This window comes from uncultured Methylobacterium sp., from assembly GCF_964251405.1.
GTDB lineage: Bacteria > Pseudomonadota > Alphaproteobacteria > Rhizobiales > Beijerinckiaceae > Methylobacterium.
Genome location: NZ_CAXUJR010000020.1, coordinates 29,762 through 45,304, shown reverse-complemented (window position 1 = coordinate 45,304; position 15,543 = coordinate 29,762). Strand labels below are relative to the sequence as shown.

The 15,543-nt window shown below is 69.3% G+C and carries 13 protein-coding genes and 3 pseudogenes; 2 read left to right on the top strand and 14 right to left on the bottom strand.

The genetic code is table 11. The features are described from left to right. The 14 genes and pseudogenes from ACFE7U_RS06010 to ACFE7U_RS05945 all read right to left on the bottom strand — a co-directional run. Positions 1–914 (bottom strand): annotated as a pseudogene (locus ACFE7U_RS06010) (hypothetical protein); the annotation flags it as partial. A 32-nt stretch (positions 915–946) separates the two neighbouring features. Then, positions 947–1,840, bottom strand: a complete 894-nt coding sequence (locus ACFE7U_RS06005; RefSeq protein WP_375408816.1) for a beta-xylosidase — start codon at positions 1,838–1,840, stop codon at positions 947–949. After that, positions 1,837–2,622, bottom strand: a complete 786-nt coding sequence (locus ACFE7U_RS06000) for a TIGR04290 family methyltransferase (RefSeq protein WP_375408821.1) — start codon at positions 2,620–2,622, stop codon at positions 1,837–1,839. Before ACFE7U_RS06000 ends, ACFE7U_RS06005 begins: the two co-directional genes overlap by 4 nt. Positions 2,623–2,659: 37 nt before the next feature. After that, on the bottom strand, positions 2,660–3,244 hold the full coding sequence (locus tag ACFE7U_RS05995) for a histidine phosphatase family protein (RefSeq protein ID WP_375408815.1): 585 nt from the start codon (positions 3,242–3,244) through the stop codon (positions 2,660–2,662). Continuing rightward, entirely contained in the window at positions 3,241–4,353 is a 1,113-nt protein-coding gene (locus ACFE7U_RS05990; RefSeq protein ID WP_375408814.1) for an inositol-3-phosphate synthase, read from the bottom strand. The genes ACFE7U_RS05995 and ACFE7U_RS05990 overlap by 4 nt, the downstream gene beginning before the upstream one ends. Before the next feature lie 45 nt (positions 4,354–4,398). After that, positions 4,399–5,397, bottom strand: coding sequence for a UDP-glucuronic acid decarboxylase family protein (locus tag ACFE7U_RS05985; protein WP_375408813.1), 999 nt, complete (start codon positions 5,395–5,397; stop codon positions 4,399–4,401). After that, a complete protein-coding gene (locus ACFE7U_RS05980) occupies positions 5,394–6,548 on the bottom strand; it encodes a glycosyltransferase (RefSeq protein WP_375408812.1) in 1,155 nt (384 codons plus the stop codon). Before ACFE7U_RS05980 ends, ACFE7U_RS05985 begins: the two co-directional genes overlap by 4 nt. Then, on the bottom strand, positions 6,545–7,639 hold the full coding sequence (locus tag ACFE7U_RS05975; RefSeq protein ID WP_375408811.1) for a glycosyltransferase: 1,095 nt from the start codon (positions 7,637–7,639) through the stop codon (positions 6,545–6,547). Before ACFE7U_RS05975 ends, ACFE7U_RS05980 begins: the two co-directional genes overlap by 4 nt. Continuing rightward, complete coding sequence (locus tag ACFE7U_RS05970; protein WP_375408810.1) at positions 7,636–8,766, bottom strand: glycosyltransferase; 1,131 nt, start codon at positions 8,764–8,766, stop codon at positions 7,636–7,638. The genes ACFE7U_RS05975 and ACFE7U_RS05970 overlap by 4 nt, the downstream gene beginning before the upstream one ends. After that, positions 8,763–9,917, bottom strand: coding sequence for a glycosyltransferase family 4 protein (locus tag ACFE7U_RS05965; RefSeq protein WP_375408820.1), 1,155 nt, complete (start codon positions 9,915–9,917; stop codon positions 8,763–8,765). Before ACFE7U_RS05965 ends, ACFE7U_RS05970 begins: the two co-directional genes overlap by 4 nt. After that, positions 9,908–11,200 carry a TIGR04295 family B12-binding domain-containing radical SAM protein gene (locus ACFE7U_RS05960; RefSeq protein WP_375408819.1) on the bottom strand — a complete coding sequence of 431 codons (1,293 nt, stop codon included), beginning with the start codon at positions 11,198–11,200 and terminating at the stop codon, positions 9,908–9,910. Before ACFE7U_RS05960 ends, ACFE7U_RS05965 begins: the two co-directional genes overlap by 10 nt. Continuing rightward, entirely contained in the window at positions 11,200–12,297 is a 1,098-nt protein-coding gene (locus tag ACFE7U_RS05955) for an SDR family NAD(P)-dependent oxidoreductase (protein WP_375408809.1), read from the bottom strand. Before ACFE7U_RS05955 ends, ACFE7U_RS05960 begins: the two co-directional genes overlap by 1 nt. Further along, positions 12,294–13,403 (bottom strand): NAD-dependent epimerase/dehydratase family protein, encoded by a 1,110-nt coding sequence (locus ACFE7U_RS05950; protein ID WP_375408808.1) that lies wholly within the window; start codon positions 13,401–13,403, stop codon positions 12,294–12,296. The genes ACFE7U_RS05955 and ACFE7U_RS05950 overlap by 4 nt, the downstream gene beginning before the upstream one ends. Positions 13,404–14,076: 673 nt before the next feature. Next, a pseudogene (locus ACFE7U_RS05945) lies at positions 14,077–14,324 on the bottom strand (transposase); the annotation flags it as partial. A 189-nt stretch (positions 14,325–14,513) separates the two neighbouring features. On the opposite strand from ACFE7U_RS05945, the gene ACFE7U_RS05940 reads away from it, so the two are divergent. Both ACFE7U_RS05940 and ACFE7U_RS05935 read left to right on the top strand, forming a co-directional pair. Further along, complete coding sequence (locus tag ACFE7U_RS05940; RefSeq protein ID WP_375408807.1) at positions 14,514–14,993, top strand: FAD-dependent oxidoreductase; 480 nt, start codon at positions 14,514–14,516, stop codon at positions 14,991–14,993. 111 nt (positions 14,994–15,104) lie between these two features. Beyond that, positions 15,105–15,543, top strand: a pseudogene (locus ACFE7U_RS05935) (FAD-dependent monooxygenase); the annotation flags it as partial.

Here is a 15,543-nt window from a genome sequence, read left to right as displayed (position 1 = left end):
TGGCGACGCCAGGCGCCGCCGGAGATCTCTTCCAGAGGACCCTCGGCCGGACCGACGAGATCCGCCACCCAGCCGGCGAGCCCGTGCGGGATAGAGCCTTTGAGGACGACCTCCTCGAACGGCGCGACATGGCGGGACATCCGCCCCCAGCGAGCACGGTGATCGCCACTCGCCCGCGAGCCCGGCGGGCCGGAATGGCTCGGGAAGAGGTGGATGCGGTCCTCCGGCACGCCGAGGGTGCCGAGGGTGTCGACGACGGCCCCGAAGGAGCTGCCGGAGAGGCCGGGGCCCTCGTCGGCCACGGCGAAGGCGGGGGGAGATCCGGCGGCGAGGCGTTCGGCCATGTGGCTTCCGAGCGCCAGCTCGCGCCGGAACGGGTGCCCGACCGGCCGGACCGTAACGGGAGCCCCGGCACCAAGGCCGGCGGCCACCATCGCCGCCAGGGGCGCACCGATGCTCCGGATGCCGATCACCCGGGTCGCGGTGGGAAGGCCGGAGCGCGCGGCCGCCATCGCGTAGCCCTCGGGGTAGAGGGCGTAGAAGGCGAACCCCTCCGCCCATCGGGTCGTGATGCGGTCGGGGAGCGCCACCGCGTCGAGGACGCGCAGGATGTCGGGCGCCGGGACCTCGACGCGTAGGCCGCCCCGCCACGAGTCCCAGACCGTGCCGGCGAGCCGCGCGAGGAGCCCGGTCGCCGCGTCCTGGGCCGCCGATGCGGTCTCGTGACCGTGTACGAGGAACGCCGCGTCGGCGATGCCTTGCGCCAGCTCGCCCGCCTCGATCAGCGCCGCGACGAGGGCGCCGTGGCGCCGGATTCCCGGAGGTTCGGCCGCCGCGTGACGGAGCGCCGCCGCGATGCCGGCGAGCGCCTCGCCGGGCGAGCCGGTCCGGGTGGTCTCGCCATAGACGAGCATGGCGCGCGTTCCCGCGATGGGTCAGGCGCCGCTCACCGGCCCGGCGCGTAGCGGCGGACCATCGCGGCGCAGAAATCGGCATATTCCCGGTGGTCGATCGGCGCGCTGCTGTGGTGGGGCGCCAGGCCCCGGTGCTCGGGAGTGAAGCAGAACGTCACCGTCACGTCGAAATCGGCCAGCGCCGCCATCTGCCGGTCGAACCAGTCGAGGGCGTTGGGGCGGAAGCTGTCGGCCCAGGACAGGCCGGTGCGCAGGTAGGTGACGCCGAGGCGCTTCATCCAGGCCACGGCCTCGTCGAGGCGGTGATCCTCGTAGTGAAACCACTGGCACAATCCGAATGCGGGGGTGTGCCTGGCGAATTCCTCGAGGGCGAGCTTCGGCGTGCCGTCCTGGCGCAGAAGGCCCATGTGGAAATGGCGATAGTAGGAGGAGCCCTCGGCCTCGCGGTGGCGGGTCGTCGCCTCCCATTCCCGCGGCAGGTCATAGAGGCTGTACCAATGGATGCGCGGGGCCGCCCCGGTGAGGAGCGCGGCGGTGCGCTGCAGGCCCCAGAGCTGCACCTCCTCGGCGCCGAAGGTCGAGACGCCGACCTCCGACACCCAGACGGGCAGGTCCGTGACAGCCTGGATCTCGGCGATCTTCTGCGGCCACTCGTGGATCTGCCACAGGTTCCAGTCGAGGGGAAAGCCGTGCACCGCCACCGCGTCGACGGCGTCGAGCACGCCGTCGGCGGTCATGCGGCGGATGAAATGCGGGTCGATCGGCGAGATGCCGCCGAGCACCCGCGTCAGGGTCGGGTTCTCCGCGCGGATCGCGGCCCCAGCGGCCCGTGCCATGGCGCTAAACCGTACCCATTCCGGGTCGATCTCGGGGTCCCAGTGCGACTTGTTGTTGGGCTCGTTCCAGAGCATCACCGCTTCGATCACGAGACCTGTTCCTCGGCTGACGAGAGCGTGCGGCCCGACAGGGCCGGATAAACCGCCCCCGCGCCGTAGGGCACCGAGGCGGGGCGGCAGACGAACACCTCTTCCTCGGGGTGGCTCTCGATGCGAAAGCCGCTCGCCCGCAGCATCGCCTCGGTGCAGGCGCGATTGGGAACCCACCAGTTCGTCGGGTCGCCGGCGTAGCGGTGCTCGATGAAGTGCAGCTTCGGGTAGCCCGGCGCCCCGAAATGGTCCGTCTCCCAGAAATCGTAGTCCTCGGCGACAGGCTCGGCCTCGCGGGCACCCCGCTGCATCGACTGGAACACGAGCAGGTCGGCGGCCACGTGCTCGCGGATCAGGTCGAGGGCGAGCAGCGGATGGCGCAGGTGGTAGAGCACCCCCATGAACAGGACGACGTCGAAGCGTTCGCCCAGGGCGCCGACATCGTAGACGGAGAGCTTGGTGAAGGTGATGTCCTGTCCGGTCCGCGCCGCCGCGAACCGTGCCTGCGCGAGGTAGCGCTCGTCGGAATCGATCCCGAGCACGCGCGCCGCGCCGCGGCGCTTCATCTCGATACTGTAGAAGCCGCCATTGCAGCCGATATCGAGGACGCTCTTGCCCGTCAGGTCCGCCGGGATCGCCTCGGCGAGGCGGCGCCACTTCACCCGCGGGTAATCGCCGAGGAAATGGTTCGGCGCGGTCGGCTCGCCGTCGAGGTCGATATTGTGGAACCAGTCTCCGAGCGCCTCGATCTCACGGCGCAGCACGGCACGCTCCTCTGGCATGGTCATCGATCGTCTCCGGTGGTGCCAGGGAGCGGAGTCACGTCAGACCCGGCTGTACGTTGAGCGCGGCGAGGCGTCCGCCGCCCGTCCATAGATCGAGGGTGGTCACCGAGGCCGGGCCCACCTCGAGGCGATCGTATGCGTCCGGCGAGAGGTGGAGGATGCCGAGCACCACGGCGCGGATGACGTCGCCATGGCTCACCGCGACGCTGGTCCCCTCCAGCCGCGCCAGCAACCCGAGGGCACGCGCGCCCGCCTCGCCCATGCCCTCGCCTCCGGGCGGTCGGCTGGCGGCCCGCTCCGTATTCCAGGTGGTCCAGAGCGGGTCGGCCTCGAGTTCGGTGAAGCTGCGCCCGGTCCAGGCGCCGAAATCGATCTCGTCGAGCTCCTCCGCTACCGTGACGCCGAGGCCGAGGGCCTCGGCGATCGGGGCAGCGGTCTCCAGCGCCCGCTCACGCGGGCTCGACAGCACCGCCGTCACGCCCGTGTGCCTCAGGCGCGCGGCGAGCGCCGCGGCCTCGATACGTCCCTCCTCGCTCAGCGCGACCCCCGGCATGCGCCCGCACAGGACCTTGTGCAGCCGCCCATGCGACGCGTGGCGCACGAGATGAACCCGGCTCATGCGCTTCCCAGGGGGGGCGACGTCTCGAGATCGGGCTCGCCCGCCACGAAGCGCCGGGTCCGTTCACGGGCCTCGTTGTCGGTGAACTGGCGCGGAGGCGCCTTCATGAAGTAGCTCGACGGGCCAACAAGGGCGCCGCCGATACCCCGGTCGAGGCCGATCCTGGCGCACCGCACCGCGTCGATGACGATGCCGGCGGAGTTCGGCGAATCCCACACTTCGAGCTTGAGCTCGATGTTGAGGGGCACGCCACCGAAAGCGGTGCCCTCCAGGCGGATATGCGCCCATTTGCGGTCAGTGAGCCAGGGCACGTGGTCGCTCGGGCCGACATGGATGTCGTCCGGGTCGAGCGGCATGTCGAGCTGGCTGGTCACCGCGCGGGTCTTCGAGAGCTTCTTCGATTCCAGGCGTTCGCGCTCGAGCATGTTCTTGAAATCGGCATTGCCGCCGAAATTGAGCTGGTAGGTGCGGTCGAGGCGCACGCCGCGCTCGCGCATCAGGTTCGCCAGCATGCGGTGCACGATGGTGGCGCCGACCTGGCTCTTGATGTCGTCGCCGACGAGCGGCAGGCCGCGCAGCTCGAAGCGCCTGCGCCACGCCGGGTCGGAGGCGATGAAGACCGGGATGCAGTTGACGAGCGCGCAGCCCGCGTCGAGGGCGCAGGTGGCGTAGTACTCGGTGGCCGCCTGCGAGCCCACCGGCAGGTAGGAGACGAGCACCTGCGTGCGCGTCCGTTCCAGCTCCGCCGTGACGTCGATCGCGGGCTCGTCGGCCTCGGTGATCACCTCGCGCATGTAGCGGCCGAGCCCGTCCAGCGTCGGGCCGCGCCGTACGATGACCCCGGTCGGCGGGACATCGGCGAAACGCTGCGTGTTATTGGGTGGCGCCAGGATGGCCTCGGAGAGGTCGCGCCCGACCTTGTCCGCGCTGATGTCGAAGCCGGAGACGACTTCGACGTCCCCCACGTGATAGCCGCCGAGCTCGACATTCATCAGCCCCGGCACGACCTCGTTGCGTCGGGCATCACAGTAATGGTGCAGGCCCTGCACGAAGGAGGAGGCGCAGTTGCCCACCCCGACGATGCCGACGCGGATCTTGGATCGCTGCATCAACGTTCCTCCACGCGTGAGAGCCGGCGCCGACACGCCTCACGGTCAGCCGGCAAGGGCGTGATCCTTGTTCTGCGGCGCCGCATCGTGCGCCATCTCGCGGGAGAACCAGGCGGTCGTCTTCTTCAGCCCGGATTCCAGGTCGACCTTAGGGCTCCAGTCGAGCAAGCTCCCGGCCCGCGCGATGCAGGGCTTGCGTCGCCGCGGGTCGTCGACCGGCAATGGCCGCGTCACCACCCGCGAGGCGCTCCCGGTAAGGCGCAGGACGCGCTCCACCAGATCGCCGACGGTCAGCTCGTTCGGATTGCCGAGATTGACCGGTCCGCCGGGCAGCGTGTCGCACGCCATCAGACGAGACAGACCTTCGACGAGGTCGCTGACGTAGCAGAAGGAGCGCGTTTGCCGCCCGTCGCCGTAGACGGTGATGTCGTCGCCGGCGAGCGCCTGGCAGACGACGTTCGAGACGACCCGCCCATCGTCGGCGCGCATGCGCGGACCGTAGGTGTTGAAGATGCGGGCGATCCGGATGTCGGTGCCGTGCGTCCGCTCGAAGTCGAAGACCAGCGCCTCGGCGGCGCGCTTGCCCTCGTCGTAGCAGGCGCGCGGCCCGGTCGGGTTCACGTTGCCCCAGTAGGATTCCCGCTGGGGATGAACCTCCGGGTCGCCATAGACCTCGCTGGTCGAGGCCTGGAGGAAGCGGGCGCCGTCGTCGCGGGCACGCGCCAGCAGGCGATGCGTGCCAAGCACGCTCGTCATCATCGTGTGGACCGGGTCGGCCTGATAATGCGGCGGCGAAGCGGGACAGGCGAGATTGAAGATGCGGTCGAATCGTCCGAGCAGCGGCAGTGGATCGACGACGTCGGCTTGCACGAGGTCGAAGCGGGGCTCGTGCTGCAGGTGAGCAAGGTTCGACCTGCGCCCCGTCAGCATGCTGTCGAGGACGGTGACGCGAGCGCCGTTGCCCAGCAGCGCGTCGACGAGGTGGGATCCGATGAAGCCGGCGCCACCGGCGACCAGCACGCGCAAACCTTTCTCGGTCGTCATGACACCATCCCTCGCAGGCTTGCCGTTGCGTGAGCCATCGTCCCGGCAATCCCGGGTGCGGCGACCCTGGTCCCGGGGCGGCCCTGCGCTTCGCGAAGATGCGCTTCGAGCTCGCCGGCCCGGTGAGCCGCGCTGTGCTCGGCGAGGACGCGCGCACGGGCGGCGCCGGCGACGCGCAGGCGGTCCGCCTCGGATCGTCCGTCGAGCACGTCGAGCACGTCGTCCGCGCTGTCGGCCGGCAGGATCTCGACGCCCGGCACCAGCACCGTCTCGAGCCCGTCCCAGCGGTCGGTGAGGATCGGGGTTCCGCAGGAGGCCGCCTCGAACAGGCGCACGCTCGGGCTGTACCCGGCCCGGATCATGTCGGCGCGGGTGACGTTCAGGGTGTAGCGGCTGGCGGAATAGAAATCCGGGTGACCGGCGGGCGCGACGTGATCGATGCGCTCGACGTTCTCCGGCCAGTCGATGTCGTGCGGATATTGCGGCCCGGCCACGGCGAAGCGCAGGTGCGGCGCGCGGCGGGCGGGCTCGATCAGGAGCCGTTCCAGGGTCGGCTGGCGGTCGGCGCTGTAGGTGCCGAGATAGGTCAGGTCCCACCGCTTGTCCCGAACCAAAACCGGATAGGCGTCCGGATCGACCGAGCAGTAGAGAGGCCGCGCCGCGGGCGAACCGTAGCGCCTCTCGATCAGGTCCAGGGTCGGCCCGCCCGTGAAGGACAGATAGAGGTCGTAGGCGCGGATGAGGTCGGGGGAGAGATAGGCGTGATCGCCGTGCGCGAGCTTGGCGAGGGTGACCGGCGTGTCGATGTCGTAGAAGGCGCACAGGTTTCGCGTCCAGGCGCGGACGCGCTCCCCGACGGCGACACCCTCGGGCACGTAGGAGCCGACGATCACCGCATCGGCGGCGGCGATCCGTTCGCGGAAGCGCGCCAGGTCGGTCAGGTCCCGGTAGAGGGCCAACTCGCTGAAATCGGGTTCGGGAAGGTCGCGATGCGCGGCGTACCAGGGCACGTCGCGTTCCAGGAACAGGATGCTGTGCCCACGGGCAGCGAAGGCCCGGAGCAGGGCGCGGTAGGTGGTGGCGTGGCCGTTGCCCCAGGACGAGGACAGGCTGAGGCCGAGGACGACGAGGCGGATGGGCGACCCGGTCACGCCGCACCCCGCTCGCGCTTGCGCTCGGCGACCGCGCGCAGGATCGCGTCGACCTGGGCGCCGCGATGGGCGTAGGTGTGCTCGCGGGTGATCCGGGTGCGGGCAGCCTCGCCGATGGCGCGGGCGCGCTCGGGCGTGAGCGCGGCGATATGCTCGGCGACCTCGCGCCCGTCGCGGGCGACCAGCACCTCCCGCCCGTCCTCGAGGAAGAGGCCGAGGCCGTCCCAGGCGTCGGTGACGAGGCAGGCGCCTGCGCCGGCCGCCTCGAACACCCGCGTCGCAGGCGAGTAACCCACGGCGGCCATGCTGTCGCGGGCGATGTTGAGCACGGCGAGCGGCGTTGTGTTGAAGGCGTTGTGCTCGCGTGTGTAGACGTGGCCGAGATGGCGCACGTTGGCGGGCATCGGCTTGTCCGCCCAGCCGCTGCCGCCGATGAGGAAGGCCCGCTCCGGCAGGCGCGCGGCGGCGTCGAGGAAGAACGCCTCGACCCGGGCCTCGCGGTCGGGCAGGCGGTTGCCGAGGAAGGCGAGGTCGGCCGAGAAGCGCGGCTCCGGCGGGACCGGATGGTGGGTGCTCGGGTCGAGGGCGTTGTAGATCGGGATGCAGGCGGCGGCGCCGAAGCTCTCGTAGGCGGAGACCACCGGCGGACCGCCACCATAGGTGAGCACGAGATCGAGCGCCGGCATCGCCTCAAGCAGGGGGTGGCCCGGATTCGCGGCGAGCTCGGCGAGGGTGGCTGGGGCGTCGACGTCCCAGAAGATGCGGATCGCGTCCGGCCGGGATGCCGCGACGAGCCCCGCGAGCAATTCGTCGTCGTAGACCCCGACGCCGCTCGCCTTGACGACGACGTCGGCCGCCTTCGCCTCGGCGACCACGGCCCGCATCGCCTCGGGGGTCGCAGGGTAGACCCGCACCTCGGCGTAGGGGGGAGGATCGATGTCGCGGTGCTTCTGCCGGTCATAGGCGTCCGGCTCGTAGAAGGTGATGCGGTGGCCGCGGCCGGCCAGGTCGCGCAGCATCCCGCGGTAATAGGTGGCGGCTCCGTTCCAGTAGGAGGAGAGCAGGCTCGATCCGTAGAAGGCGATCTTCACGCAGCATTCTCCGGCATGGCAAGATTCCCGGGTAAGGCAGCCGCGCTGAGCCGCGCCGCGATGGCGAGGAGTTCGTCCGCACGGTGGCGGCAGGTGTGCCGGGCCGCGATCGTCGCGAGGCCGCTCACGACGAGGCTGTGGCGCAGGCCGGCATCGGAGGACACGGCCCGGAGGTGACGCTCCATCTCGGCGCCGTCGGCGGCGACGAGGTAGTCGGTGCCCGGTGAGAACAGCCCCTCGGCATCGTCCCAGGGCGCACTGACCAGGGGGATGCCGCAGGCGAGCGCCTCAAAGACGCGGATCGTCGGGATGCCGGGCAGCCGCTCCACGTAGAACCGCCTCGGCACGTGAACGGTGGCGAGATGCCGGGCGAACAGAGCGGGCGCGCCGGCATTCGGTGCCCAGCCATGATAGCGCGCACCGTAGCGGGCGAGCGTCGCCAGCGCCGCCTCGGGATAGCGGACGCCGTAGACGTCGAGGGGGAGGCCGCTGCGCCGGGCCGGGGCGAACAGGAAGGTCTCCAGCTCGGCGCTGCGCTCGCCGTCGCCCCAATTGCCGATCCAGACCAGACCGGCCCGTTCGCCTTCGTGCTCCGGAGGCCGGAACAGGTGCGTGTCGGCAGCCTCGTGCCAGACGAAGACGCGCCGGCCCCAGCCCCAGCCGCGATAGATCCCGGCCAGGGTTTCGCCGAAGGCCAGGACGCCGTCGTAGCCCGAGAGGTCGTAGCGCCGCATCGCCTCGGGCTCGCTCACCGCCCTGTGGTGCGTGTCGTGGAAGAGGAGGGTGTAGCGCGCGCCGCGCTTGCGTGCGGTCCCGAGGGCCGCGACCAGGGCGGGATCGTTCCACTCGTGGACGACGACGAGGTCGCTGCCCTTCACGGTGTCCACCACCGGCCCGATCGCGTCGTAAGTGGCCGCATCGAGCTCCGGGTAGGCCTCGCGGAACGCGGATAGCCCGGCTTCGCCGTGATCGCGCCGAAGGTTGTCGAGGCTCCAGGCGCCGCGCGGCTCGAAGGCCTCGACGGCATGCCCGCGTCGCATCAGTTCCTTCAGCACGCCGCGCAGGAAATGCGCATTGCCGTGGTTCCAGCACGACGTCAGGGAGTGGGTGAAGTAGGCGATCTTCACGCGGCGGCTCCGTCGAGAGATACGGCAAGCCTGCGTCCCGTCAGGACGGTCTCGAAGGCCCGCAGGACGCCCGCGGTGGCGGCCGCCATTCCATAGCGAGCCGCGTGGGCGCGGGCGGCGTCGCCCAGGTCCAGGTGCCGGTCGGAATCGGTGGCCAGGGCGTCGAGGATTCCGGCCGCGGCCGTCGTCTCCGCAGGATCGACGAAGACGGCCGCCCCGTCCCATAGCTCGCGGAAAGTCGGGATGTCGGACAGGACGAGGGCGCATCCCGCCTGTGCGGCCTCGAGCACCGCGAGGCCGAACGGCTCGTAACGCGCCAGCGACACGAAGACGGGCCTCTCGCGGAGCTGTGCGGCCACGCCGGCATCGTCGAGCGGCCCGAGCCGCGCGAGATGGATCAGCCTGATCCGCTCGCCGTGAGGCCCTTCGGTCGGTCCTGCCGCGCGAACCGGCATGATGCTGAGCGCGGCGACGCGATCGAGGGCCGCGACGTTCTTCGCCCGGTCCCAAAGGCGGCCGGCGGTGAAGGCGAATGGCGCAGGGTAGCGCGCAGGGTAGTGCCCAGCATCGTCGGGAGAATTGGGCCACGCGGGCGTCCGCCGGCCGTTACGCACGACGGTCGGCTGCCGGGGCAGGCCGTAGGCGCCGGCGGTGGCGGCGGCGAAGGCCGCGCTCGGGGCGAGCAGGGCATCGGCCCGTTCACAGCCCAGGGCGACGAGGTCGCGCCGCCAGGCGAGATCAGGCGGCAGCGGCCCGGGTTCGAGCGCCCACCACCACGTCGCGACGCAGGAATGGCACACTGCGACGACGGGCACGTCGAAACCGCCTGCCGCGGCGAAGGCAGGGCTGTGAAGGTGGACGAGATCCGCGCCTGCCAAGCCCGCGAGCCGCGCCAGGGCCTCCCCCGCCGCCAGCACCGCGTCGGGCGTCTCCGCCAGCCAGTCGAGGGGCAGTCCGGTGTCGATCAGCCGACAGCCGGCGGCCTCGGCCTGCGCGCGCTGCGCGTCGGAGGCCGGAGGTCCGAGGAGAGCCAGCGTCACCTCCACGCCCTCGCGGGACAAGCCGTCCGCGAGGTCGACCGCGTAGGGCCAGACGCCACCGACCGCGTCCGCGGTCATGAGGACGCGCAGGCGCACGGTCCTCACCGGCACCCGCACGCGGCTTCGAGCTCGTGCAAAGGCAGCGGGCGCTCCTCCTGGATGTCGCTGAACCCGTCGAACTGCGCGAGGTAGTGCGCGTGCGCCCTTTCCCAGGCCTGATCGTCCGGCTCGCCCCACAGACGGCGGTAATCCGGTGCGCCGGGATAGGGATAGAGCGGCACTGGGTCGTTGGCCCAGACGCCGTGCCCGCGCAGCCGGTCCCGCCAGGACGCCACGAGGTCGGGATCGTCGCCCTCGCTGCGGATCAGGTTGGCCTGGACGAAGGGGACGCTGCGCCGCGCGTGGATCAAGCGGGCGGCGAGTTCCTCGGTGGTGTCCCGGCAGCGCTTGTCCAGCGCGGCACGGCCCTCCGGCGTCAGGCTCTCGATGCCGGCCTCGATCGAGACGCAGCCCGCCGCGCCCAGAAGGTCGAGCATGTCCGGCTTCCAGAGGTCGATCCGGGTCTGGATGCCGAAGCGGATTTCACGCCCGACCAGCGCTTCGAGGAGCGATTTTTGAGGGAGAAAGATCTCGTCGACGAAGTAGACGTAGGTGACGCCCTGAGCGATCAACCCGTCGACCTCGTCGAGGACGTGAACGAGGTCGCGGCGGCGATAGCTGTCGCGAAAATCGATCTTCGCGCAGAAGCTGCAGGTGTAGGGGCAGCCGCGGGAGGCCTCGACTTCGGCGCCGGGACCGTCGGGCGCCCGGTCGAAGCGGTGGTGATGGTGATCGTGGCGGGCGATCCACTCCGCCGGCCAGCGAAGGGCCGGCAGATCGACGAAACGGCCGGAATGGGGGCCGCCGGTGATCGTGACGCCGCCTCCACCACGGAAGGCCAGCGCCGGCACCTCGTCGAGGATATCGGCCGCGGCGAGCCTGACCAGGATCTCCTCGCACTCGCCGCGGATCACGGCATCGACGCCGAGCTTGGCCAGCGTCGCTCCCGGCGTCGTCGAGCCATGTGGGCCGACCGCGATCGTCCGCCCCCCCCTCGATCCCAGGGCGTCGAGGAAGGCGCGAGGCACCCTCAGCTCGGGCGGAGCGCAGCGCCAGAACAGATAGGTCGGCGCCGTCGTCACGACGGTCATCGCGGGGCCGAAGGCCGCGACCGCGTCGGCCGCCTCCTCGTTCGATTGCCCGTTGAGGTGCGCGTCGACCAAGAGAACCTCGTGGCCTTCCCGTTCGAGCATCGCCTTGCCATAGGCGAGCTCGAGGGCGAGATGCGGCGCGCGGCAGCCGAAATAGATGCTGTTGCAATAGGTCCAGGACGGGTTGACGAGGGCGATCCGCATCATGGCATCGCCCTGGCGAAAGCCGGCTGCGCAACGTGGCCGGCGGGCGCGAGGCCCGCTCCCATCCAGCGCGCGAGATCGGCGAGGCCGTCCCGCCACGGCATCGGGGCGGCAAGTCCGAGGGCGGCGCTGGCCCGGCGGGTATCGGACACGTACCAGCGCTGGTCACCGGGCCGCCACGACCCATGATGCAGATCGACGGACCGGCCTGTCAGCTCCGGAAGCTGATCGAGCACGTCGCGCAGGCTGACCGCGTTGCCGGGGCCGCCGCCGAGGTTGAACGCCGTGCCGCTGATCTGCGCGATCCGGTCCCAGGCGGCGATATAGGCGGCCACGGCATCGGAGACGTGGAGGACGTCGCGCACCTGGCAGCCGTCGCCGTAGACCGCGATCGGCTCGGCGCGAAGCGCGCGGATCAGGAAATGGGCGACCCAGCCCTGGTCCTCGGTGCCGACCTGATGGGGGCCGTAGATGCAGCTCATCCGCAGCACGGCCGCCGGGATGCCGAAGCTGCGTGCGTAATCGAGCACGTACTGGTCGGCCGCCCCCTTGGAGCAGCCATAGGGGGTGTGGAAGTCGAGGGGTCGGTCCTCGCCGACGCCGTAGCGGCGCAGGGCGGCGTCGGCCGGCAGGTAGCGATCGTCCACACGGTCGAGGGGGATGCCCCCGAGGTTGCCGTAGACCTTGTTGGTCGAGGCGAAGACCAGCGGCACCGGTCGGCGGCGCAGGGCTTCGAGGAGGTTGAGGGTGCCGCTCAGGTTGATCTCGAAATCGGCGCGCGGATCGATCAGGCTCGTGGTCACGGCGACTTGAGCGGCGAGGTGGAAGACGACGGCCGTCTGTGCCACCGCCCCGGCGAGCGTGGCCTCGTCCCGGATGTCGGCGACGATGGCCCTGACCCGACGCGGATGGCGCGCCTTCAGCCCGTCGAGGTTGGCCTCGACGCCGGCACGGGCGAGGGAATCGAACACCAGGACGTCGTGCCCCTCGCCGGCTAGGCGGTCGGCGAGATTGCAGCCGATGAAGCCGGCGCCGCCGGTGATCAGGACAGGACCGTCGAGCCGGGAGGAGGCGGAGGGTCCCGCGATGTCCCTCATGCCACGAGGCCCCGCTTCTCCAGGTCGGCCCGGGCCTCGGCGACCCGGTCGAGGGCCTGCTGCTGCGCCACCCAGGCGGCGAGTTCCGCGAGACCTTCCGAGAAGTCGTGCCTGGGCGCGTAGCCGAGCTCGTCCTGGATGCGGCCGATATCGGCGATACAGTGTCGGATGTCGCCGGACCTCACCTTGCCGGTGATCTCGGGGTCGATGTTCTCCCGGCCCATGGCGCCGGCCAGCAGGCGCGCCACGTCGCGCACGGTGCGGTGCTCACCGCTGGCGACGTTGTAGACGTTGCCGGGTGCGGCGGGATGTTCGAGGGCGAGGACGAAGGCCTGCACCACATCGCCGACATGGACGAAATCGCGCCGCTGCAGGCCATCCTCGAAGATCATCGGCGGCTGGCCGTTGTGCAGCCGCGACGCGAAGATGGCGAGCACGCCGGTATAGGGATTCGAGAGGGCCTGGCCCGGTCCGTAGACGTTCCACAGCCGCAGGGCCACGCCCTCCATCCCGTAGGCCGGAGCCAGGGTGAGGGTCAGCCGCTCCTGCACGTACTTCGTCAGCGCATAGACCGAGGCGAGGGTCGAATTCTTCCATTCCGGGGTCGGGGCCGGCACCAGTGGCCGGCCTGCGGCGTCGACGGGGTCCAGCAGGCCGGGCCGGCGGATGCCCTCGGCGACGTCGCCCTCGACCGTCCGATAGAGGCCCTCTCCGTAGATGCTCATGGACGACGCGACCACGACCCGCCTGACCGGCCGCTCGATCAGCGCCTGAAACAGCACAGCGGTGCCGTAGTCGTTGACCGAGACGTAGTGGTCGACCGCGTACATGCTCTGGCCGACGCCGACCTCGGCGGCGAGGTGGACGACGTGCGTCGCCCCTTCGAGGGCACGCTTCACCGCCGCGCCATCGCGGACATCGCCTTCGATGAGCGTGACCTCGGGCGCAAGGACGCTCCTGTCCGGCGCAGTGCCGTGAACCTGCTCGAGGAAGTTGTCGAGAACGCGGACGCGATATCCCGCAGACAGAAGAGCCTTCGCGAGATGGCGGCCGATGAAGCCGGCCCCACCTGTGATCAAAACCGTTCCTTGCCGCGCGCCAAGCATTCGACCGTTCCGACGCACATCGCAGTGCCTTCGTGAAGGATCAACTAAGAAGCTATCAGCGTCTTTAACCTACACTGGTTTGATCTGTTTATTTCATAGACGTATGTTAATTGATTTATGATAAAAATTGATCCCAACCAAAGTCGTATTAGGCGCCGTATTGCCTAGCTATTCAACCGCCGACAAGGGAAGTGAGAGGAGTCCGCCGCTGGATATGGACGAAGGATCATGCCTTCTCGGCGCAGAGCCTTCACCTTTCCGGCGTGCATGATCGGGACCCGGCACCGAGCACCCGTGCCTCGACGCTGCGGCGCGAAACCTCGCTGCGGGAGGTGTTCGCCGGCTTCGAGCACGGTTCGCGATCGCTGGCGGCTCGGGGCCGATCCCGGAACGCATGACCGGCTGATCGCGCTCAAGCTTGCGCGTGAATGATGGTTGGTCTTCGCGGTTCAACTCACGTCTTATTCGCCGCCGGCAACTTCCGCCAAACCGAACCCGCCCGTGGACATGCCGGAAACCCGGGACGAAGGGCAGCCCGTGCGAGCCGGGAAAGCCAGGGATGATCGATCGGCAAGGGCATGGAGTTGTCAGCATCCGAGCAATGCAGGGAATTCGTTACTTGGCCTGGGCGGAGGACGAGAGCGGAGCCTCAGCCGATCCTGGCCCGGGACCGTACACCCCGCTCCCGCTCGAGGCTGAGCAACCGCTCCACACCCCGGCACGAGCCCAGCGGATGAAGATCTGGGCCTCTCGCCACCAAGGCCCGAAATCGCTGGGAATGGCTCGCCACTTGGCGCCGTTCTGATGCCTCCAGCGGATCGCCGAGAGCCTGCGCCTGAGATCCCGCGGTGGTGTCTTGGCCTTCGGACGGCACGCCTCGGCCAGAGGCTCCAGTTCGGACCATCGTGCGTCACTCACAATTGTCCCACGTCCGCGGAGTGACAAAACGCGAACACCGCTAATCAGTTCAGGCCACAACAGATCCTAAAAGGTAGTACGCCATATTCGAACGTTTCCCTTGCAGAGGGACCGACACATAATACGAATATCGTCGATGAATTTGTTCACTAATTGTTGCGCCGACTCCAAGCGGAATTGCGAAAGGGAATCATGTGTGCTGACGTCATCGTTGTTGGAGGAGGTCTGGCCGGCTCGATGGCTGCCGCCATGCTCGGCCATGCCGGGCATGATGTCACCTTCGTCGATCCGAACGCGACCTACCCGCCGGACTTCCGGTGTGAGAAGCTAGAACAAGGTCACATCGGTGTTCTGCGCCGGAGCGGACTCGCAGAGGCGGTCATCCGGGCGGCAACTCACACGGATCGGCTGTGGATCGCCCGCTTTGGCCGGATCATCGATAAGGTCCCCTTCGACCAGTATGGGATGGCCTATGATAGGCTCGTCAATACGATACGCGCCGAGATCCCGCAGCATGTTCGCACCTGCCGCACCTTTGTCGATGCGGTCACGCTGATCGAGAACCATCAGCGGGTCCTTCTATCGGATGGCCACGAGATCGATGCCCGTCTCGTCATCCTCGCGAGCGGACTGAACTGGACGCTGCGCCGTAACCTCGGCATTTCGCGCTAACTCGTCAGCCCCCGCCACTCGGTAACGATTGGCTTTGACCTCGAACGGACGGACGGGACCGAGTTCGACTTTCCCGGGCTGCAGTACAATCCCGAGAACCATGCTGAGGGCATGGCCTATCTCACCCTATTCCGGATCGGCAGTTCGATGCGGGCCAACCTCTTCCTCTATCAGCCGCTGAAAAGTTCCTGGATGACGAGTTTCCGGACCGATCCGGATGCGGCGCTCCGCAGCCTTATGCCGAAGCTCGCGACCGTGATTGGTTCTTATACGGTGACAGGTTCGGTCAAGGTTCGGCCGACGGATCTGCACGTGCTGCGAGACTTTCAGAAGCCGGGCCTTGTACTGGTCGGCGACGCCTTCGCGACTCCTTGCCCTGCCACCGGCACCGGCGCCCTCAAGGTGTTCACGGACGTGGAGCGGCTCTGCAACGTGTACGTCCCACGTTGGCTGGCAACTCCGGGCATGGGAGTGGAAAAAATCAAGGCCTACTACGAGGATCCGCTCAAGAAGGCCTGCGATGCGATGTCGACAGCCAGAGCTTACGAAC